Raw genomic sequence first — 20,953 nt, 5'->3', positions numbered from 1 at the left:
TGAACTCACTTTTTAAGCAAGTGAATTGAATTTTATATCCCCCAAAAATTTAATGTTATGTTCATTGTTTCGTAACAGTTTTTGATATGTGTTTTAGCACTTTTTCAAATACTTTTAAGACGAAATAATTATGAAGAAAAGTTATTCTGTCCCTCGAGAATATATTAATGATGATAGTGTATTGTAATCGTTAAAAGATTATAAGCATTTTAAAGGTATTGTAACCTCTTTCTTTATTGATTGAGAATTATATAAAAGTTAAACATAAAAATTTATGTTTTGTTAATTAATCATTTATTAATCTATTTAAATTAATCCATTAAATTAAAAATTATGAAAAATTATTTTTTAAGTGCTGTTGCACTAATGTTTTGCGGGAGTATGGTCTTTGCGCAATCAAACAACAGTAAAACTGAGCAAGAAGGTTCTGGTAACTTAGCTTTAGTTGCTCAATCTGGTAACCTAAACAAATCTAGAGTTTACCAAAACGATCAGAACAGAGCTACAACAGGTGGTGTTGATAACCGTGCTTTTGTAAGCCAAACTGGTTTTAGAAACAACTCTTTGATAAAATCAGCAGGTGATAGAAATTTAGCTGAAGTTACACAAGAAGGTCGTAGAAATGACGCAGAAATCGATCAAGGAGTAGGTTGGGCAGAAGACAACTCAGCGACTGTAGATCAATTAGGTAGAAGAAATACATCTTACCAAAAGCAACGTTACGATAATAACACTGCTGAGGTAGATCAAGATGGTAATGACAATTCTGCTGTACAAGATCAAAGTACAGGTACTAATGCAGATCCAGGGAGTGATGCTTATGCTAGACAAAATGGTAACGACAATGAGTCAACTCAAACTCAAAGAGGTAGACTAAATGATGCAGACGTTAACCAAGATGGTAATGGAAACATGGCTACACAAACTCAAACAGGAGATTTCAACAGAGCTGATTCTGACCAAGATGGTAACGGTAACGTATCTACACAAACTGATGATGGTCTGTGGAACTGGTCTTTTACTGATCAAACTGGAGATAACAATACATCTACACAGTCTCAAACAGGTATCTGGCATGATGCTTTTGTAGACCAAAATGGTAACGGTAACACAGCTACACAAACTCAAACTGGAGGAGATTTCGGTCAAGGAAACTGGGCAGTAAGTGATCAAGATGGTGATAATAACACATCTGATCAAATCCAAAATGGTCTTGATAATACTGCTACTATTACACAAGATGGTAATGGTAACTATGCAGGTCAAGGGCAAGATGGAGATGATAACTTAGCTGAAACTACACAAATTGGTAATGGAAACTTCGCTGGTTCTCTTCAATTAGGAGATATCAACGAATCTGATATCTTACAAAGAGGAGATTCAAACGGCGCGTTAACTTTCCAAGGTGGAGTTGATAACTATACAAGAGTAAGACAAAGAGGAAACGGCAATGGTGCTGCTTCAGCTCAATTAGGTGCTTCTCACTTTAGTGTTATTAAGCAAACTGGTAATGGTAACATAGCTGCTACTTTACAAGTTGGTGGTTTACCATTCTAATTAGTATTAAAGTTTAAGCAATGAAATTTATTTTCAAATGCTGAAATATTAAAATAGAAGAAAGGAGTGAAATATCTCCTTTCTTTTATTTATTTTTAACCACTAAGATTGTAAAATGAAACATATTATATTAATATTAATCACAATACTATTTCTCGGACCTATTGAGCTGTATTCTCAAGAAAAAGTCGAAGAAGATAATAGTAAGAATAAACGTGTTTCAGATATTTTCAATTACACCAAGTCTACATCAAATTACCTACTATTAAATCAAGTTGAAATAAACGCTTCAGATAGAATTATGAATAGTTCAAATAATTCTAGAAATGTTACCATCATTCAACAAATAGGTAATAATAATAAAGCTACTGCTAGTTCAAATTCTAATACCTCTGCTATTGATTTTATTCAAATAGGAAATAATAATAATATTGAGAGTACGAATTCAATTTTGAACACTACAGAGCGTATTATTCAAAATGGTAATAATAATGATGTTATTAATTTTTCATTTGGAAACGTGGATACATCATCATTAAATATTTTGCAGAATGGTAATAATTTATCATTCGAGAAATTTGGCACTAATTCACTAACTAATAAGTTATCTTTACGAGTATCAGGAAATAACCAAACGGTTATTATTCGTAGTTTTTAATGCCTTTTAAATTTTTAAGTTTTGACTAAGCCGAATTATATAATTCTTCTTCTTTATTTGCTAGTCAATTCGTTTTGTTTTTCCCAACAAACAAATACCCAGGTTATTGCAAAAGTAGAAGTTGTAAAGCTAGCTGATGTTCTTAATATCAAAGGCACAGTATCTAGTAGGACAGAGCTTTTAATGAGTTTGCGATATGATATGTTTATTTATAGAAAAAATCCTGAGACTTCAAATGTTGCTAAAGCAGAGAATTCTGGTCGTGTGGTTTTACAGCCAAATGAAAAGAAATCTTTAGCAGAATTAAAAATCAATCAAAACACAAAAGACAAGGTTACCGTTGTTATATTAGTATATGACTCTGATAATAAGCTAATAGCTAAGGATAGACAAGTGATACTTAATAATGACGAAAAAAAAGTAACAAAAAAAATAATAAATCAGCCAGCAAAAGAAGATGATTATGTAGGTTTGCGAGGAATTGTTGTAGAAAATACTAAAACAAAACCTGGAAGAGATTTCTATATTGATTTTTATTCCAATTATAGACTAAAAGGCATTAATGGTAAAGAAGTTGTAAAAATAACAGAGCAATTTAGTTTTGGTAGAAGCACAATAATGGAAGTAAGTGTAGGTAATACAATTGTACATCGATTTTTTGTACAACCAACACGGGATTTTATAGAGCAACAATCAAGAATAGCGATCATTAACGTTACGAGATATTTTATTAACTTACAACGTCAAAAAAACTATATCAAACAATATTAGAATATTAATCAATATGAAAAAATTAATCATAATAATCGGCTTGTTCGGAATCCTCGGAATCTCTGAATGTTATTCTCAGCAATTAGTATATAGACCTGTAAATCCTTTTTTTGGAGGGGATACTTTTAATTATCAGTTTTTATTACAAAGCGCACAAGCTCAAAATTCATTTACTGGTCCAGACGATAATCTTAGAGATGAGAGAAGTGATTTAGAGCGTTTTACAGAAAGCTTAAATAATCAATTATTAAATCAGCTTTCTAGATCGTTGTTTAGCCAGCAGTTTGGAGCAGATGGAGAGTTAACCCCAGGTACTTTTTCATTTGGATCATTAGTACTCGAAATTTTTGAATCCAATGAAGGGCTCGTCATAGATATATTAGACACCACCAATGGTGATCAAACTCAAGTTATCATTCCAGGTAACTAATAATAATTTCGCCTTAGATCAATCGTATGAGAAATTTAAAACTACTAGTATCATTATTTGTAATGGTATTTATGTTTAGTTGTGGAACTTACTTTAATCAACCTCTTAACGAGCAGGAAGCACGCTTAGGAGAAGATACTAGAGTGAGTAAAGTATTGTCTGGTTTACCAGAACCTGAGCAACCAGTTGTGGTTGGTGTATACAACTTTAGAGATCAAACAGGCCAGTTTAAGCCTACTGAAAACGGAAGTACATTTAGTACAGCCGTAACTCAAGGGTCTACAGCAATTTTACTAAAAGCTCTTGAGGACTCTAATTGGTTTATTGCTACAGAAAGAGAGAATCTTAATAACTTACTTAACGAAAGGCAGATAATTAAGTCTACAAGGGATGAGTATGCTAAAGTAAATGGCACTACTCCTGAACGTTTAAGACCATTATTATTTGCTGGAATTTTATTAGAAGGTGGTATTGTGTCTTATGACACTAACATTGTAACTGGCGGTATTGGTGCTAGATACTTTGGTATTGGAGGCTCTACTAAATATAGACAAGATAGAGTTACAATATACCTCAGAGCAGTTTCTACTTCTACGGGTGAAATATTAAAGACAGTTTATGTATCTAAAACAATACTCTCTCAAGCATTGGATGCTAGCTATTTTAGATTTGTAAGTTTTCAAAGATTGTTAGAGGCTGAGACTGGTTTTACAAGAAATGAACCCATACAATTGGCAATTACTGAAGCTATTGAAAAGGCAGTACACTCTTTAGTTATTGAAGGTATTTCTGATGAGTTATGGTATCCTAAAGAAGAAGATAAGCAAGAAGTAAGTGATTTGCTAAAAGATTATTATCAGGAGAAAAGTATTTCTGACGAGACAAAACTCTATGATAGATTATATAGAGACAGACGTGGTAAAAATGTTATAAATTTAGCTGCAGGAACTAGTATTATAGATGGTGATTTACCAGAGTCTAGACCAGAAATTTTTGGGCGACTAGGATATAAAAGATATTTAAATCCTTACCTAAATGTCAACACATCTATAAATCAGTTCAACCTCCGTAATGAAGGTAGGTTAGATGAATCCTTTACTTCACTAGATTTAAATGCAGAATTTACAATTTTACCTTACGATAATCTCACACCTTTTGTTTACTCAGGTATGGGTGCTAATGCACGAAATAATTTTGCAGATTTAGATTTAAAATTTCAATACGGTTTAGGCTTAGAATATTTACTTTCAGACCAATTAGGAATTAATCTTTTTGGAGAACATAATATTGTTTTTAGTGATGAGGTAGATGGAATTGTGAGTGGTAAAAGAGATGATTTCTATCTTAGATTTGGTTTAGGTCTTAACTTTTATTTGTCTCCTCCAACATATGAAGGCACAAAAGCACGACGTTTACGACAACAACAAGAAAAAGAACTCAGAAACCTTAGAGACTCTAATATAAGAGAGATGAAATCTAGAGATAATGGGAATAATGATAGAACTGCAAAAAGAGAAGAGAGAAGAAAACTTAAAGAGTTAAGAAAAGCTAATAAAAAAGCTATGAAGGAAGAAAAGAAAAACGATAATGGGAACTAAAATGAGCAAAATGAATCAGTATATAAAAAACTTGTTAGTAATTGCATTAGCACTTGTTCTTGTTAATTGTAGCGAAGACCCAATTGATAATTTTGAAAAAGGAACACTAACAGGTATAGCAGTTATTAATGGAAGTAACATACCTTTAGAAAACGTTAAGATATCTACAAACCCAAGCTCTAGTACAGTTTTTACAGATGTAGATGGAAATTTTATAATTGAGGATATACCTGTAGAACAATATTCTGTACAAGCAGAATTAGATGGCTATCTTACTGCTTTTGAAGCTACAGAGATTACAAGTGGTGTTACTGTTAATGTTGTTTTTGAAATGGATATAGAGACAGCAAATAATAGACCTCCTAATACACCAGTTTTGGTTACTCCTATAAATAATGCCGTAGATGTAGCTTTAGATACCCAATTAGTTTGGACTGGAAGTGATCCAGACGAGGATGAAATTAATTATACTATTGAGTTGAGAAATGATTTTGATGATGAAGTATTATCTTTTTCTACAGTAAATGATACCATGTTAGATATTACTGGTTTAAGATTTGGTTTAAAGTATTTCTGGCAAGTTGGCGCAAAAGATAATATCAACGCTGATGTAATTCAAAGTGTTGTGGGTGTTTTTGAAACTATAAATGCACCAGAAAACAGACATGTATTTGTTAGAAAAATTAATGGTAATAACGTTATTTTTTCAACAGATACAGATGGTAATGAATTGCAATTAACATCTTCTTCTCTAAATAGTTTTAGACCAAGACAAAACACTGCAGCCGATAAAATAGCTTTTCTATCAAACAGTGGTTCCGAGACTCATATCTTCACTATGGATTTAGACGGTTCAAATATGGAGCAAATTACTTCTCAAGTTCAAGTAAATGGATTTAATTTAGATGAGGTAGACTTTGCATGGACTCAAAATGGAGGGCGATTAATCTACCCTAATTTTGATAGTATATATTCTATAAATGTTGATGGTACAGGATTGCAAGAAGTTTATCAAACAACAGATGGAAGTTTTATTACTGAGGTAGCTATTTCTGCAGATGAGACTTTTACAGCAGTAAAGACAAACGATGCAAGTGGTTATAATGTATCAATATTTACAATTGATAATTCTGGTACTATTATAGATAATGTGCTTTCGGGAGTTTTAGGAGCTGCAGGCGGTTTAGATATATCTGTAGATAATCAAACAATTTTGTATTGGTATGATGTGTCAGGCTTTGAGAGTTCAAATTATAGGCAATTAGATTCGCGTATATTCTTATATAACAGAGCTATGGCAACTGCAGATGATTTATCAGATGATAAAGATGCTGGAACTAATGATTTTGATTGCCGTTTTACACCAAATGAAGCTGAAATAATATTTACTAACACTTCAAATGACGGTGTGTCTCAGCGAAATGTATTAATAACTGATACAGATCCTAATGATGCTGGTTTTATTAGAGTTGTATTTGCTGAAGATGCTCAAATGCCAGATTTTGAATAAATATAGCATATAACATTAAAAAAGCATTCAATTATTTTGGATGCTTTTTTTGTTCCAGTAATTAGATATAGAAATTAATTCAATTATTTTTGTGCTTAATAATACACAACAATGAGCCAAGATATTAGTAAAAGATACGCACAAAGAGGTGTTTCTGCTTCTAAAGAAGACGTACACAATGCCATAAAAAATATTGATAAAGGTTTATTTCCTAAGGCGTTTTGTAAAATAGTTCCAGACTATTTAACTAATGACGAGGATTATTGTTTGATTATGCATGCAGATGGTGCTGGTACAAAATCGTCTTTGGCATATATGTACTGGAAAGAAACAGGAGATGTTTCTGTTTGGAAAGGCATTGCACAAGATGCGTTGATTATGAATATTGATGATCTACTTTGTGTTGGAGCGACAGATAACATTATGTTGTCTTCAACTATTGGAAGAAACAAAAATTTGATTCCTGGTGAGGTTATTTCGGCAATTATAAATGGAACTGAAGAACTTATAGAAGATTTAAAGTCTTTTGGAGTAACTATTCATTCTACTGGAGGAGAGACAGCAGACGTTGGTGATTTGGTGCGTACAATAATTGTCGATTCAACAGTTACTGCAAGGATGAAACGTAGTAATGTTATAGATAATGCAAATATTTCTGAAGGTGATGTTATTGTTGGCTTAGAGTCTTTTGGTCAAGCTACTTATGAAACCGAATATAATGGTGGTATGGGAAGTAATGGATTAACTTCTGCCCGTCACGATGTATTTGATAAATATTTGGCAAAAAAATATCCAGAGAGTTTTGATGCAGCCGTGCCAGAAGATTTGGTGTATTCAGGGCACACCAAGTTGACTGACGAGGTTGAAAACTCTCCAATTGATGCAGGTAAATTGGTGTTATCTCCAACACGTACTTATGCACCGATTATAAAAGCAATTTTAAACAAGTATAATAGCGATGCAATTCATGGTATGGTGCATTGTAGTGGAGGTGCTCAAACCAAGATTCTTCACTTTATAGACAATTTGCATATTATAAAAGATAATATGTTTCCAATTCCACCATTATTTAAACTTATACAGGAGCAATCTAAAACCGATTGGAAAGAAATGTATCAAGTCTTTAACTGTGGTCATCGTATGGAATTATATGTTAAACCAGAAGTTGCTGAAGATATTATAGCTATCTCAAAATCATTTAATGTAAATGCACAGATTGTTGGTCGTGTAGAAGCTTCTGATACTAAGCGATTAACCATTAAAAGCGAATTTGGTAAATTTGAATACTAAGATAAACTCCCAACACTCAGGTACCCATAATCTTCAAGTTCACTTAATTCATTAATCAATTTTGTTGTGCCGTTATTTAGAAGATAAAGTGTATCGGTTATATTAATAACATCCTCATATCTATGGTCGGTAAGCATAATTATCTTATTAAGTTTTTCCTCAGATATTATACGTTTTACACCTTCAATCATTAAAGGAGAAATACCATTAAAAGGTTCATCTAAAAGTACAATATCGCTCTTGCTTTTTAAGATGATGTAGATTTCTATGAATCTGCGTTGTCCGCCAGAAAGCTTACCAAATTTATAATTTTGATAAGGATAATAGTCTTCAAATTGTTCTGTAAAAGTATTCCAGTTCACTTCAAATAGTTCAAAAAGAGATTTCAACTTAAAATTCTTAGGAACAGAATCATACTGAGGTAAATACTTTGTTGATATAGTTTTATATAATGGTTTTAAAACAGGTTTACTGTCAATTCTAATGAGTTTATACTTTGGTTTCAGATTTCCAAAAGCAATATCTAGAAGACTCGTTTTTCCACAGCCATTTCTGCCTAGAATACCAGTCACTTTTCCAGTTTCTGCTTTTAGGTAAATGCCGTTTAAAATACGTTTGTTTTTAAAGTAAAGTTCTACATTATCTAATTCAAATATCATTTGAGTAATATTATATCATTGTTAGAGGTTTTAGTTTTTAAAATATAGTTTAGTGTTAAAGTCAAAATTTGTTAGCTGAGCAATGCCGAGGCTATGTAAATTCCTTAAAAACTGTAAGGAAAATGATGGTCAATACACTGTCTAATATAAATAAAATCGAAAATAGTTTTATCGGCGAAATTCCTAAATTTTTATAAAAGGTTAATTTACGCCGTTGCGAGGTTTCATGGACATAATACCACGCAAAAACCGTTAGAAACAATTTGGTTATAAGCGCTGGTGCTAGATGAGGGTTTAAAAATCCAATCAAAGCATTAACAATTAAAGACCAAACTACAAACGGTTTATAAAATGCAAGTATAGCTAGGAGACGATGCATATACTTCTTTAACGTGGTTTATTATTAATTATTTTTTACTGTTAATATGTACTAAAGAAACCCAAAATAAAAATGAATAATTATTGTACTTTTATCCCTCAATTTTTGATGATAGATGTTAGAGAAAATACAAATAGTTAAACAACGCTTCGATGAGGTTAATGACCTTATTATTCAGCCAGATATAATATCTGACCAGAAGCGTTATGTGCAACTCAATAAAGAATACAAAGACCTTAAAAAGATTGTTGATAAAGGAGCAATTTATAAAGAGCTAATAGATAATATTTCTGAGGCCGAAGAAATTATTGCAGATGGATCTGATGCAGAAATGGTAGAAATGGCCAAAATGCAATTAGAAGAAGCAAAAGAGCAAGTCCCAGTTTTAGAAGAAGAGATTCGTTTTATGCTCATACCTAAAGATCCAGATGATGCTAAGAATGTTGTTGTTGAAGTTAGAGCAGGAACAGGTGGAGACGAAGCTAGTATTTTTGCTGGAGATTTGTACCGTATGTATTCAAAATACTGTAGCGATAAAGGATGGCGAGTTGATGTTGTAAGTACTAGCGAAGGAACATCTGGAGGTTTTAAAGAAATTATTTTTGAAGTATCAGGAGAAGATGTTTATGGAACTATGAAGTTTGAGGCTGGTGTTCACCGTGTACAACGTGTGCCACAAACCGAAACACAAGGACGTGTGCATACAAGTGCAGCAACTGTGATGGTGTTACCAGAAGCTGAAGAGTTTGATGTGGAATTAGATATGACTGAAGTGCGTATTGAGCGTACAACATCGACAGGTCCTGGAGGGCAATCGGTAAATACAACGTATTCTGCAATTAAATTGCATCACGAACCTACAGGGATGATTGTAAGCTGTCAAGACCAGAAATCATCTCATAAGAACTTAGAGAAAGCATTAAAGGTATTACGCTCACGTCTATATGAGTTAGAATTGGCTAAAAAGCAAGCTGCTGATTCTGAAAAACGTAAAAGTATGGTAAGTTCCGGTGACCGTAGTGCAAAAATTAGAACCTATAACTATCCTCAAGGACGTGTTACAGATCATAGAATAGGATTGACGCTTTATGATTTATCAAATATCATCAATGGTGATATCCAAAAAATAATAGACGAATTAATGTTAGCAGAAAATACGGAGTTATTAAAAGCTAACGACGATGTAATTTAAATACTAAGCCTCTTTTTGAGGCTTTTTTTATAGAATGACAACTACTCAACTAATTAATCAAATCAAAAAAAAACAATCCTTTCTTTGCATAGGATTGGATGTAGATTTAGATAAAATTCCAAAGCATTTATTAAAAGAGGAAGACCCGATTTTCGCGTTTAATAAAGCAATTATAGATGCCACACATCATTTATGTGTTGCCTACAAACCTAATACAGCGTTCTATGAAGCTTATGGTATTAAAGGTTGGCAAGCTCTAGAGAAAACCATCAATTATCTTAATAAAAATCACCCAGATATTTATACTATTGCGGATGCAAAGCGTGGTGATATTGGTAATACAAGTACGATGTATGCCAAAGCCTTTTTTGATGATTTGGGTTTTGATAGTGTCACTGTGGCACCATATATGGGTAAAGATTCTGTAGAACCGTTTCTAGCGTTTAAAGATAAGCACACCATACTTCTTGCTTTAACTTCTAATCAAGGCGCATATGACTTCCAGACTAAGACTGTTGATGGTGTTGAAGTCTATAAAGAAGTATTAAAAATCTCCAAGACTTGGAAGAATTCTGAGAATTTAATGTATGTAGTTGGCGCTACTAAAGCCGAATATTTGGCTGAAATAAGGCAAATTATTCCAGAGAATTTCTTACTTGTCCCTGGTGTTGGTGCCCAAGGCGGAGACCTTCAAGATGTCTGTAAATACGGAATGACAGATGATGTTGGCTTGTTAATTAATTCTTCAAGAGGTATTATTTATGCTTCGCAAAGTGAAGATTTTGCTGAGGCTGCTACAAATAAAGCACTTGCCTTACAAGCTGAAATGAAGGAAATACTTGCCAAGTAAGTCTTCTGATGATATTTACTGATCAACTCAATAGACAAATTAATATTGGAGAGAGACCAAAGCGAATTGTTTCTTTAGTGCCTTCACAAACTGAATTGTTAGTTGATTTAGGCATAAGAGATTCAATCGTTGGTATTACAAAATTCTGTATTCATCCAAAAGAGTTAAGAGAACAGAAAACCATTGTTGGTGGTACAAAAAATGTTAAGGTTGATAAGATAAAAGCCTTAAACCCAGATATCATTCTCTGTAATAAAGAAGAGAATAGCCTCGAAATTGTTGAAACTCTAAAAGAAATTGCCCCAATACATATTAGTGATATTTATAATCTGAACGATGTTTTTGAGTTGTTTGAGATGTATGCTGATATCTTTCAGGTTAAAGAAAAAGCCACATTACTTATTTCTAAAATTAAGAAAGAACGCAAGTATTTTCAAAATAAAATTCAAGGCATATCAAAAAGGAAAGTAGCATACTTTATTTGGAAAAACCCATGGATGGTCGCTGCTTCAAATACCTTTATAGATGTTATGCTTGCGGAAGCAGGTTTTGAAAATGTCTTTAAAACTGAATCAAGATATCCTGAAGTTTCTTTAAATCATTCAAAATTAAAAGAAGCAGAAGTTATCATGTTGTCAAGTGAACCTTTTCCTTTTAAAGAAAAGCATATAGCAGAATTGAAGAATTCTTTTCCAAAAAAAGAAATTATCCTTGTAGATGGCGAACTATTTTCTTGGTATGGTAGTCGTCTTAAATATGCATATAAATATTTCGAGACATTGAGTGTATAAAAAGAAAAGCCGATACTAGCATATCGGCTTATTAACTAACTGACATAATGTAAAAACTAACTAATATCTTACATTACAAATATGAAGACTTTTCTTCTTGTAAATGTTATGTTAACATTAGGATATAATTAAATATGGTTTAATAACTTAGAACAAACTATGTCATTATGAGAAAAAGTATTTTTACATTTTTTGCAATAATTTTTATGTCTCATTTATTTGCCCAAAATAATAATTGTGCATGTTGTACTGAGAAACATGCAGAGTTTGCTTTTTGGGAAGGTCAATGGGATGTGACATTGCCAAACGGAAATAAAGCCGGAGAGAATGACCTAAAATTAATTGAGGGCAAATGTGTACTTCAAGAAAGATGGACTAGTGCTACTCCAGGTTATACAGGTACAAGTCATAGTTTTTACAATGCTGTAGCAAAACAATGGGAACAAGTCTGGATAGACAATCAAGGCGCAAGCCTTCATCTTAAAGGTAACAAGAAGGGAAACCAGATGATTTTGCAAACAGATGAAGCTTTAAACAAAGATGGCGATAAGTTTGTAAATAGAGTTACTTGGACTGATAACGAAGATGGGACAGTAAGACAATATTGGGAAGTCATCACCCAAACTAAAGAAGGCGAAAAGATATCAGTAGCTTTTGATGGACTATACAAAAGAAAGTAATTAGTAAAACTATATATGCTCTTTAATCTTGTAGCGCAAATACTTTCTTTAGTAAATCTGTAGTTCTAGATGAGATTTTAGTTCGTATCTGCTTTTCTTCAACGGCAATCATTGTATAAACACCTTTTAGAGCTTCACTGGTTACATAATCTGTTAAATCAGGATTGACATTATTTGTTAACGGTAAGGCATTGTATTTTGTAATTAGATTTGACCAAATTTCATCTGCACCGACTTTACTAAATGAGTTATTAATTACAGGTTTAAACTTGTTGTAAAGTTCAGTTTGCGTTCTTGAAGTTAAATATTGTGTAGCTGCATCATCATTCCCAAGTAAGATGTTCTTGGCATCGTTAAAGGTAATGCCCTTTACAGCATTTACAAAAATTGGTGTAGCCTCCTTTACAGCATCCTCAGCTGCACGATTCAAAATCTTCAAACCTTCATCAGCTAAGTTACCCAAGCCTATATTCCTTAATGTTTTATCAACTTTCTGAAGTTCTTCTGGGAGTAAAATCTTTACCAATTCATTTTTAAAGAACCCATCTTTTTGGGTGAGCTTACTAACCTGCTTATCTATTCCTAAGTCTAAAGCTTGTCTGAGGCCTGAAGCTATATCAGTATTGCTAATAGGTCCAGTTTGCGGGAGTTGATTAACAACTTGCTGTAGTTCTGCACATGATGAAAATATTAAGACTAAGAAAACAAGTAGGATAGATTTTTTCATGACAGGAGTATTTTTATTTAAAATTTTTCTCAAATATATGCATAAAATTGGCGTTTATATCTTAGCCATATTTATATTTTAGATTATAAATATTAATTTTAGCATGGTATTTGACTTATAGAGTTGAAGATTTAATTATGAGAGATTTAAAATTCAAAAATATAGCATTTGCATTACTATTTTTATCAGGAAGTTTTTATGCTAATTCTCAGATAAGAGTATCTGAGGTACTTCAAGAATCAACAATTGTAGAAACGGAGTCAAACAAACTCTATTTCGTTGATTTTTGGGCAACATGGTGTGGGCCATGTGTTTATGCAAAGAAATTGCTTACTGTTTTGCAAAAACAATATCCCAAAGATTTTCATGTGATTTCTTTATCAGAAGAGAACCCAACAAAAGTTGAGCGATTTATTAATAAAAACACAACACTATTAACTATTGCTATAGATGATTACGGTAGTACTTTCAAGAAATATGGCGTTAGGTCATTACCACAGGGTATTCTTTTTAATGCAAAAGGAGAAAAGCTATGGCAAGGCCATCCATCAGATTTAAAACCTCAGTTACTAAATCAATTTTTAAGAGAAAATAGAACTAGAAAACCATTGTCAAAATTCTTGAAAGTTATAAACAGAAAAGAGTTTTCAAAAAAAGATTATGTACCAAAAAAAAATATCGAAGTTATACTAAGTAAAATAAGTTCTGAAGATTTTAATGTTAGCTATAGCAATGGTTACTTAAAATTAAATGGTAAAGTAAAAGATATCTTGAGTTATTTGTCTAAAGTTAATAGAAATCAAATACAAGTTTCATCAGAATTAAATAAGCACTATGATGTTTATATAAAAAAGACAGAAATTGAAAATGAAGACATGGATTTACAAGTTTTAAATGAATTAAAACTGCAAGTTACAGAAGGCATTACTAATGGAGACGTTATAACTTTGAAAATTAACAACCCAAGTTTTTGGAACTCTACACAAATTAACTGGGGAGATGTTGAGTCTAAATATTTGGTTAGCGATAGTGATATACAAGCAGATAATGTGAGTATAAAAGATATGGCATATCAATTATCAAAAGCGCTTGATTTACCTGTAATTGTATCTTCTTCAAACGATAAACATCTTTATAGTATACACGATTGGCAAATACATTATAAATATTTTGAGTTCATGCAAAGCAATCTTGAAGAATATGGGATTAAGGTCAAAAAAGAAGCTACAGATTATCCACAATACATTATAACAAAAAAAGCACCTTAAAAAAGGTGCTTTATCAATTTTAAAAAGAGTATCCAGAGATTAATTAGATAAAACTCTAAATTCTGTACGTCTATTTTTTTGGTGTTGAGCCTCAGAGCAATCTACACCGTTAGAACATCTGTTTGTTAAACGAGACTCTCCAAAACCTCTAGCAGATAATCGGTTTCTTGAGATTCCTTTTGATACTAAGTAGTTTACTACAGAGTTAGCACGTTGTTGCGATAAAGATTGATTAAAATCATCATTACCTCTAGAATCTGTATGAGACATAATCTCAACGCTTACTTTAGAATCTTTCATTATAGGTAATAATGTTTCATCTATAGTTTTCTTAGATGCAGCAGTTAAACGAGCACTTCCTAATTCATAAAATACAGGTAATACGTTTGGATCTAACAACTCACAGTCAACTTCTTCCCATGAAGAAATTCCACCTTTCTGGTCTAACACTGTTCTATCAACTGAATCAGATTTTGAAGCTACTGTAGTTGGTACTGCCTTTGCAGGTGTATCTACTACTTGTCTTTTAATTGTAGTGTATTCAGCAGGTATTTCTATTTCATCTACACGAGCTGGAGTTTTTATGACTCTCTTTTTATAAGTTGTAGTCTGTTCTGGAACAGGGATATTGTTTGTTGAAGCATCAGCAGCAAGAGTAGTAAATGAAACTTCTCTAAACTGAGCTGGATACTCAACAAAACAAGCAGCTACACAATCATCTTTATTTACTGAAGGACAATCTTCTAAAATTTTATACTCCCATCCAGATGTAGATGGATAAGTCTCGTAAGTTTTTGAACTTGTTCCAAAAGTAGCTGGTACCACTTTTAAATCTGTACGACCTTCTTTCTTCACATAAGAAACTTCAACAGTTTCATATACCGCAGGGACATATACAAACTTTTTTGTAGCTTCTTTTACTAAAACTCTTTCTTCAACAGTTTTGTAAGTTGCTGGCACTATATCTAAAGTATTGTACTCTGGATAGGATTGATAAGTATCAGTAACTTCTTTGAAAGTATCTTTAGTAATGCACTTTACATAACATTTTCCCGGTGTTGGATTAGATGGTAAGTCTTGAGCATAGGTAAAAGCTACACTTGCTAAAAAGCAGACTAATAATAGTTTTTGTTTCATAAATTGTGGTGTTTAAAATGGTTTGTGTTAATTAATTAAGAATTTTTATTTCTTTGGTTAAATCTCTTAAAATGTTGATTTTTAGAAAGAAGCCGATTTTAAAAGTAAGAAAATTGACACATTTTAACAAATTTTTTAGAGAATAAAAGTTATTAATTAGTTTATAATCAACGAGCAAAAAAATAATAACTTCAGTATTTTAGAAAACACTCAGTTGTTGAATATCATTTTTTTTCGATTAAATGCTTTTTTGTGCTGTTAAGGCGTAATAATCAAAAATCAAATCTTGCCTTTTCTCTTTTTTTGCAAAAATCAAAATACTATATAATTCAAGCTATACATCTATGATTATTAATATAGGAATACAATAAGATTTTTTATGATTTAAAGATTTCATAACAAAAGCCTATGATTTTTATAAATTCAGTAAATTTGTAGCTCTAAAAAGCAATTGTATTACGAATGGAACAAGTCGCACCATATAAACCAAAACATAAAGTACGTATAGTTACTGCTGCCTCACTTTTTGATGGGCATGATGCTGCAATTAATATCATGCGCCGCATTATACAATCTACAGGTGTTGAGGTAATACATTTAGGTCATGATCGTAGTGTAGAAGAAGTGGTAAATACGGCAATTCAAGAAGATGCTAATGCTATTGCAATGACTTCTTATCAAGGTGGTCATAATGAGTACTTTAAATATATGTATGACTTACTTAATGAAAAGGGAGCTGGGCATATTAAAATTTTTGGCGGCGGAGGCGGTGTTATCTTACCAGAAGAGATTAAAGATTTAATGGATTATGGTATTACCCGTATCTATTCCCCAGACGATGGAAGAGAATTAGGTTTACAAGGTATGATTAATGATTTGGTAGAGAAATCTGATTATGCAATTGGAGATAATCTAAATGGAGAAGTCAACCATTTAAATCAAAAAAACTCAAAAGATATTGCGCGTGTTATTTCTTCAGCAGAAAATTTTCCTGATGTTGCAAAAGATGCATTAAGTATTATAGAGGAAAAAAATAAAACATCTAAAACACCAGTTTTAGGAATTACAGGAACTGGAGGTGCTGGTAAATCGTCTTTAGTAGATGAGCTTGTAAGACGTTTTTTAATTGATTTTCCAGAGAAGACAATAGGTCTTATCTCCGTTGATCCTTCAAAACGAAAGACAGGTGGTGCTTTATTAGGTGATAGAATAAGAATGAATGCCATTAATTCTCCACGAGTTTATATGCGTAGTTTAGCAACACGTCAATCTAACTTGGCATTATCAAAATATGTAAGTGAAGCGATTGAAGTATTAAAAGCTGCTGAATATGATTTAATTATCCTTGAAACCTCAGGTATTGGTCAGTCTGATACTGAAATCATGGAGCATAGCGATGTAGCTTTATATGTAATGACGCCAGAATTTGGTGCAGCAACACAGCTAGAAAAAATTGACATGCTAGATTTTGCTGATTTAGTGGCTATCAATAAGTTTGATAAAAGAGGCGCATTAGATGCATTACGTGATGTGAAGAAGCAATACATGCGTAATAATAATCTTTGGGATGTTCATCAAGATGATTTGCCTGTTTTTGGTACAATTGCGTCTCAATTTAATGATCCAGGAATGAATACGCTCTACAAATCTATTATGGATAAATTAGTAGAGAAAACAGATGCAGAGTTAAAATCTACTTTCGAGATTTCTAAAGAAATGAGTGAGAAGATTTTTGTCATTCCTCCAAATCGTACGCGTTACCTTTCTGAAATTGCAGAAAGCAATCGTGCTTATGACCAAACAGCTACAAATCAAGTTGAAGTCGCTCAGAGGCTATATGGAATATTTAAGACTATAGAATCAGTTATTGGTTCAATGCCTAAGCTTGATAAGTCAGGAGTAGATATTAGTTCTACAGATTTAAGTGAAAATAAAGATTTTTTAAAACTGCTTATTGGTGAATTCGACCGTGTAAAAATGGACTTAGATCCTTATAATTGGGAAGTCATTACTGGTTGGGACGAGAAAGTAAACCGTTATAAAAATCCTATCTATTCTTTTAAAGTAAGAGATAAGGAAATTAAAATAGAAACGCATACAGAGTCTTTATCTCATACTCAAATACCAAAAGTAGCCTTGCCAAAATATTCTGCTTGGGGAGATATTTTAAGATGGATGTTACAAGAAAATGTACCAGGTGAGTTTCCTTACACTTCAGGCTTATATCCATTTAAACGTACAGGAGAAGACCCAACACGTATGTTTGCCGGAGAAGGTGGTCCAGAACGTACTAATAGACGTTTTCATTATGTGAGTTTAGGTATGCCGGCAAAGCGTTTATCTACGGCTTTTGATAGCGTGACTTTATATGGAAACGACCCAGATTATAGACCAGACATATATGGTAAAATAGGTAATGCGGGTGTTTCAATTTGTTGCTTGGATGATGCTAAAAAATTGTATTCAGGTTTTAACCTTGCAGACGCTATGACTTCTGTTAGTATGACCATTAATGGACCAGCACCAATGTTGCTAGGCTTTTTTATGAATGCAGCTATAGACCAACAATGTGAGGTTTATATAAAGGATAATGGTTTAGAAAAAGAAGTTGAAAAGAAAATAGCGGATATATATAAAGGGAAGCAACGTCCAAAATATAATGGCGATTTACCTGAAGGTAATAATGGGCTTGGCTTAATGCTTTTAGGAGTTACTGGAGACCAAGTTTTACCAGATCATATATATGCAGAGATTAAAGAAAAAACAATAGCTCAAGTAAGAGGTACTGTTCAAGCAGATATTTTAAAAGAAGACCAAGCACAAAACACATGTATTTTCTCAACAGAATTTGCATTACGTTTAATGGGTGATGTTCAAGAGTATTTTATTAATAATGGTATAAGAAACTTTTATTCAGTGTCAATTTCTGGATATCATATAGCAGAAGCAGGAGCAAATCCTATTACACAATTGGCATTAACACTTTCTAACGGCTTTACATATGTAGAGTATTACTTAAGTCGTGGAATGGATATTAATAAATTTGGTCCAAACCTATCGTTCTTTTTTTCCAACGGTATCGACCCAGAATACTCAGTAATTGGGCGTGTAGCGAGACGTATTTGGGCAAAAGCGTTGAAGAATAAATATGGTGCAAACCCAAGAGCGCAAATGCTTAAGTATCACATCCAAACATCTGGACGTAGTTTACATGCTCAGGAGATTGATTTTAATGATATCCGTACTACATTGCAAGCACTTTATGCTATAAATGATAACTGTAATTCTCTACACACAAATGCATATGATGAGGCTATCACTACGCCAACAGAAGAGTCTGTACGTCGTGCAATGGCTATTCAGTTAATTATTAATAAAGAATTAGGTTTAGCTAAAAATGAGAACCCAATTCAAGGTGCTTTTATTATCGAAGAATTAACTGATTTGGTTGAAGAAGCTGTGTTATTAGAGTTTGATAGAATTACTGAACGTGGTGGTGTTTTAGGCGCTATGGAAACTATGTATCAGCGTAGTAAAATTCAAGAAGAAAGTTTGTATTATGAGACTTTAAAGCATAATGGCGAATTTCCAATTATTGGTGTAAATACCTTCTTAAGTAGCAAAGGCTCGCCAACTGTTCAACCAGCAGAAGTTATTAGAGCTACAGAAGATGAAAAAGAGTTCCAGATACAAACCTTAAAAAGTTTGAATGCTGCTCATGATACTTCAGAGTTACTGAAAGATTTACAACACAAAGCAGTAAATAATCAGAATATTTTTGAAGCCTTAATGGAGGTTTGCAAAGTGTGTTCTTTGGGGCAGATAACAAGTGCATTATTTGAAGTTGGTGGACAGTATAGAAGAAACATGTAATTTATATGTCATTCAAAAAACTAAACCCTTTACTTAAAGAATCACTAGAAGGTTTAAGGTATGATGCTCCTTTAACATTCCAAAAAGAAGTACTGCCTGTTATAAAAAGTGGTGCTGATGCTTATGTTATCGGTAAAAAAGGGAGTGGGAAAACCACGGCTTTAATCATTCATACAATTCATAAACTAAAAGCTGAAGCTTTTGAAGATTCTCCGCGTGCTCTGTTTATTGTCGAAAATCAACAAAAAATAGCAGAGCTTAAAGAAGAGTTTTCAAAGTATATCAGGAATACAGATTTACGTGTTTATGGAACAAGTGAGCGTTACGATTTTGAAAAGCAGAAAGTAGAAATTTATTACGGACAAGATATCGTTATTGGAACACCTGCTTTTATTTCAAAACTTTATTTTCAGAATGCATTACACTTAGGACAAATTCAGTTGTTTGTGTTAGAAGATGCAGATTATTTGGCAAATAATAACGGTTACAATCATATTCTGCGTTTAACAGAAAGTATGGATAAGTTTCAATCTATCGTCATCGCTGATGAGTGGAATAAAAGGATATCCAATTACCAAAGCGGTTATATGAGTAATGCTAGAGTCTTAAAGTGTAAAGATTAGGTTTCTATAGCGTAAGCATCCAATTATGCTTAAGTTTTCTGAATTTTTTTAACTCACTTCTTAATATAGGTAAGTAATCTCTACCGTTGCTTTTCGTATTCTCTAGACGTTTACAGTTTTTGTAAAGGCGATATGTTAAACGGTCTAGACTTTCAATATGCTTATGTTTTTTATCGGAAAAACGTTCGCGTTCTGCATTAATAATTTCTGGTGCTAAGTTTGAAGATTGTTGAATTATATCTCCCGTAAAGTAAATGTCATTATTTTCTTTTCCATCGACGTCTAATAAACACAAATCGTCATTAAGATATGTCGAAATACTTCGAGATAAAATAAAGATGTCCATCGCCTTTTGGTAAAGCGGAATGTTTGACAAGTGTGATGGAATAGAATAATTCAATTTAATAGCAATTTTATACGAAAATAATCACTCATAATCATTTTAAGCTTTTATATTTAAAGCAAATCATTATATTTACTTTAAATTATGTGTTAATTTTTATAAAAAACATTAAATGAGTATAGATTCTCTTAATTGGCAGATTTTAAAGTGTTTACAAGAAAATGCTAGGATGACAAATGCTGAAATTGGAAGACGAGTAGGTGTTAGTTCTCCTGCGGTTGCAGAACGCATAAAAAAGATGGAAGATGCAGAAATAATTCAGTCGTATAAAACCCTAATTTCACCATTTTCTGCAGGATATCAATTAAAAGCAATCATTACATTACGAGCATTTATGGGCATGCTAAAACCATTTCTTGAAAAAGTAAAAACTTATGACGAGGTCATCAATTGTTATCGCATCACGGGAAATGAAAATATTGTCATGGAAGTGGTGTTGAAAAATCAACAGCATTTAGAGAAGTTTATTGACCAACTTATCGTTTATGGTGAAACTAAGACACAGATTGTTTTGTCTCATGTTGTGAATCATAATCCAGTAAAGCCTTTAAAATAAC

Annotated in this window: 19 protein-coding genes; 15 read left to right on the top strand and 4 right to left on the bottom strand. The window is 32.5% G+C overall.

Annotation, left to right across the window (positions count from 1 at the left end; genetic code table 11):
- The first annotated feature begins 333 nt into the window (after positions 1–333).
- From Q0770_RS05885 to Q0770_RS05855, 7 genes are all read left to right on the top strand, one after another.
- Positions 334–1,557: a hypothetical protein gene (locus tag Q0770_RS05885; RefSeq protein WP_299115023.1), complete on the top strand. Its 1,224-nt coding sequence runs from the start codon at positions 334–336 to the stop codon at positions 1,555–1,557.
- A gap of 115 nt (positions 1,558–1,672) precedes the next feature.
- Entirely contained in the window at positions 1,673–2,215 is a 543-nt protein-coding gene (locus tag Q0770_RS05880; protein ID WP_299115021.1) for a hypothetical protein, read from the top strand.
- A 21-nt stretch (positions 2,216–2,236) separates the two neighbouring features.
- On the top strand, positions 2,237–2,986 hold the full coding sequence (locus Q0770_RS05875) for a CsgE family curli-type amyloid fiber assembly protein (RefSeq protein ID WP_299115018.1): 750 nt from the start codon (positions 2,237–2,239) through the stop codon (positions 2,984–2,986).
- Between the two features lie 13 nt (positions 2,987–2,999).
- A complete protein-coding gene (locus Q0770_RS05870) occupies positions 3,000–3,416 on the top strand; it encodes a curli assembly protein CsgF (RefSeq protein ID WP_299115016.1) in 417 nt (138 codons plus the stop codon).
- Positions 3,417–3,442: 26 nt separating this feature from the next.
- Positions 3,443–5,014, top strand: a complete 1,572-nt coding sequence (locus tag Q0770_RS05865) for a CsgG/HfaB family protein (RefSeq protein ID WP_299115014.1) — start codon at positions 3,443–3,445, stop codon at positions 5,012–5,014.
- A gap of 10 nt (positions 5,015–5,024) precedes the next feature.
- The gene (locus tag Q0770_RS05860; RefSeq protein ID WP_299115012.1) at positions 5,025–6,524 is read left to right on the top strand and encodes a carboxypeptidase regulatory-like domain-containing protein; all 1,500 of its coding nucleotides are present in this window, start codon (positions 5,025–5,027) and stop codon (positions 6,522–6,524) included.
- 111 nt (positions 6,525–6,635) lie between these two features.
- Entirely contained in the window at positions 6,636–7,814 is a 1,179-nt protein-coding gene (locus tag Q0770_RS05855) for an AIR synthase related protein (RefSeq protein WP_299115010.1), read from the top strand.
- On the opposite strand, the gene Q0770_RS05850 is transcribed toward Q0770_RS05855, so the two are convergent.
- The gene (locus Q0770_RS05850; RefSeq protein WP_299115008.1) at positions 7,811–8,473 is read right to left on the bottom strand and encodes an ATP-binding cassette domain-containing protein; all 663 of its coding nucleotides are present in this window, start codon (positions 8,471–8,473) and stop codon (positions 7,811–7,813) included. The genes Q0770_RS05855 and Q0770_RS05850 overlap by 4 nt on opposite strands.
- Positions 8,474–8,967: 494 nt before the next feature.
- On the opposite strand from Q0770_RS05850, the gene prfA reads away from it, so the two are divergent.
- The 4 genes from prfA to Q0770_RS05830 all read left to right on the top strand — a co-directional run bounded on the left by prfA (position 8,968) and on the right by Q0770_RS05830 (position 12,365).
- Positions 8,968–10,044: a peptide chain release factor 1 gene (gene prfA / locus Q0770_RS05845; protein ID WP_299115006.1), complete on the top strand. Its 1,077-nt coding sequence runs from the start codon at positions 8,968–8,970 to the stop codon at positions 10,042–10,044.
- A gap of 34 nt (positions 10,045–10,078) precedes the next feature.
- Entirely contained in the window at positions 10,079–10,894 is an 816-nt protein-coding gene (pyrF, locus tag Q0770_RS05840) for an orotidine-5'-phosphate decarboxylase (RefSeq protein WP_299115004.1), read from the top strand.
- A gap of 8 nt (positions 10,895–10,902) precedes the next feature.
- Complete coding sequence (locus Q0770_RS05835) at positions 10,903–11,685, top strand: ABC transporter substrate-binding protein (RefSeq protein WP_299115002.1); 783 nt, start codon at positions 10,903–10,905, stop codon at positions 11,683–11,685.
- A gap of 167 nt (positions 11,686–11,852) precedes the next feature.
- Positions 11,853–12,365: a hypothetical protein gene (locus Q0770_RS05830; RefSeq protein WP_299115000.1), complete on the top strand. Its 513-nt coding sequence runs from the start codon at positions 11,853–11,855 to the stop codon at positions 12,363–12,365.
- 22 nt (positions 12,366–12,387) lie between these two features.
- Here the strand turns inward: Q0770_RS05830 and Q0770_RS05825 are convergent, their stop codons facing one another.
- Positions 12,388–13,092 (bottom strand): DUF4197 domain-containing protein, encoded by a 705-nt coding sequence (locus Q0770_RS05825; protein WP_299114998.1) that lies wholly within the window; start codon positions 13,090–13,092, stop codon positions 12,388–12,390.
- 137 nt (positions 13,093–13,229) lie between these two features.
- On the opposite strand from Q0770_RS05825, the gene Q0770_RS05820 reads away from it, so the two are divergent.
- Positions 13,230–14,360 carry a TlpA disulfide reductase family protein gene (locus tag Q0770_RS05820; RefSeq protein ID WP_299114996.1) on the top strand — a complete coding sequence of 377 codons (1,131 nt, stop codon included), beginning with the start codon at positions 13,230–13,232 and terminating at the stop codon, positions 14,358–14,360.
- A 39-nt stretch (positions 14,361–14,399) separates the two neighbouring features.
- On the opposite strand, the gene Q0770_RS05815 is transcribed toward Q0770_RS05820, so the two are convergent.
- A complete protein-coding gene (locus Q0770_RS05815) occupies positions 14,400–15,497 on the bottom strand; it encodes an OmpA family protein (protein WP_299114994.1) in 1,098 nt (365 codons plus the stop codon).
- 462 nt (positions 15,498–15,959) lie between these two features.
- On the opposite strand from Q0770_RS05815, the gene Q0770_RS05810 reads away from it, so the two are divergent.
- Both Q0770_RS05810 and Q0770_RS05805 read left to right on the top strand, forming a co-directional pair.
- Positions 15,960–19,370 (top strand): methylmalonyl-CoA mutase family protein, encoded by a 3,411-nt coding sequence (locus tag Q0770_RS05810; RefSeq protein WP_299114992.1) that lies wholly within the window; start codon positions 15,960–15,962, stop codon positions 19,368–19,370.
- Positions 19,371–19,375: 5 nt separating this feature from the next.
- Entirely contained in the window at positions 19,376–19,993 is a 618-nt protein-coding gene (locus Q0770_RS05805) for a DEAD/DEAH box helicase (RefSeq protein ID WP_299114990.1), read from the top strand.
- Between the two features lie 4 nt (positions 19,994–19,997).
- Here the strand turns inward: Q0770_RS05805 and Q0770_RS05800 are convergent, their stop codons facing one another.
- On the bottom strand, positions 19,998–20,393 hold the full coding sequence (locus tag Q0770_RS05800; RefSeq protein WP_299114988.1) for a hypothetical protein: 396 nt from the start codon (positions 20,391–20,393) through the stop codon (positions 19,998–20,000).
- A 115-nt stretch (positions 20,394–20,508) separates the two neighbouring features.
- On the opposite strand from Q0770_RS05800, the gene Q0770_RS05795 reads away from it, so the two are divergent.
- Positions 20,509–20,952 (top strand): Lrp/AsnC family transcriptional regulator, encoded by a 444-nt coding sequence (locus Q0770_RS05795; protein ID WP_299114986.1) that lies wholly within the window; start codon positions 20,509–20,511, stop codon positions 20,950–20,952.
- Position 20,953: the final 1 nt, after the last annotated feature.

This window comes from uncultured Winogradskyella sp. (genome assembly GCF_947501905.1).
Lineage (GTDB): Bacteria > Bacteroidota > Bacteroidia > Flavobacteriales > Flavobacteriaceae > Winogradskyella.
This window is presented reverse-complemented; position numbering and strand designations above follow the sequence as displayed.

Coding starts and splice junctions, on each gene's coding strand:
- Q0770_RS05885 (WP_299115023.1), top strand. CDS start 334: ATGAAAAATTATTTTTTAAGTGCTGTTGCACTAATGTTTTGCGGGAGT.
- Q0770_RS05880 (WP_299115021.1), top strand. CDS start 1,673: ATGAAACATATTATATTAATATTAATCACAATACTATTTCTCGGACCT.
- Q0770_RS05870 (WP_299115016.1), top strand. CDS start 3,000: ATGAAAAAATTAATCATAATAATCGGCTTGTTCGGAATCCTCGGAATC.
- Q0770_RS05865 (WP_299115014.1), top strand. CDS start 3,443: ATGAGAAATTTAAAACTACTAGTATCATTATTTGTAATGGTATTTATG.
- Q0770_RS05860 (WP_299115012.1), top strand. CDS start 5,025: ATGAATCAGTATATAAAAAACTTGTTAGTAATTGCATTAGCACTTGTT.
- Q0770_RS05855 (WP_299115010.1), top strand. CDS start 6,636: ATGAGCCAAGATATTAGTAAAAGATACGCACAAAGAGGTGTTTCTGCT.
- Q0770_RS05850 (WP_299115008.1), bottom strand. CDS start 8,473: ATGATATTTGAATTAGATAATGTAGAACTTTACTTTAAAAACAAACGT.
- prfA (WP_299115006.1), top strand. CDS start 8,968: ATGTTAGAGAAAATACAAATAGTTAAACAACGCTTCGATGAGGTTAAT.
- pyrF (WP_299115004.1), top strand. CDS start 10,079: ATGACAACTACTCAACTAATTAATCAAATCAAAAAAAAACAATCCTTT.
- Q0770_RS05835 (WP_299115002.1), top strand. CDS start 10,903: ATGATATTTACTGATCAACTCAATAGACAAATTAATATTGGAGAGAGA.
- Q0770_RS05830 (WP_299115000.1), top strand. CDS start 11,853: ATGAGAAAAAGTATTTTTACATTTTTTGCAATAATTTTTATGTCTCAT.
- Q0770_RS05825 (WP_299114998.1), bottom strand. CDS start 13,092: ATGAAAAAATCTATCCTACTTGTTTTCTTAGTCTTAATATTTTCATCA.
- Q0770_RS05820 (WP_299114996.1), top strand. CDS start 13,230: ATGAGAGATTTAAAATTCAAAAATATAGCATTTGCATTACTATTTTTA.
- Q0770_RS05815 (WP_299114994.1), bottom strand. CDS start 15,497: ATGAAACAAAAACTATTATTAGTCTGCTTTTTAGCAAGTGTAGCTTTT.
- Q0770_RS05810 (WP_299114992.1), top strand. CDS start 15,960: ATGGAACAAGTCGCACCATATAAACCAAAACATAAAGTACGTATAGTT.
- Q0770_RS05805 (WP_299114990.1), top strand. CDS start 19,376: ATGTCATTCAAAAAACTAAACCCTTTACTTAAAGAATCACTAGAAGGT.
- Q0770_RS05795 (WP_299114986.1), top strand. CDS start 20,509: ATGAGTATAGATTCTCTTAATTGGCAGATTTTAAAGTGTTTACAAGAA.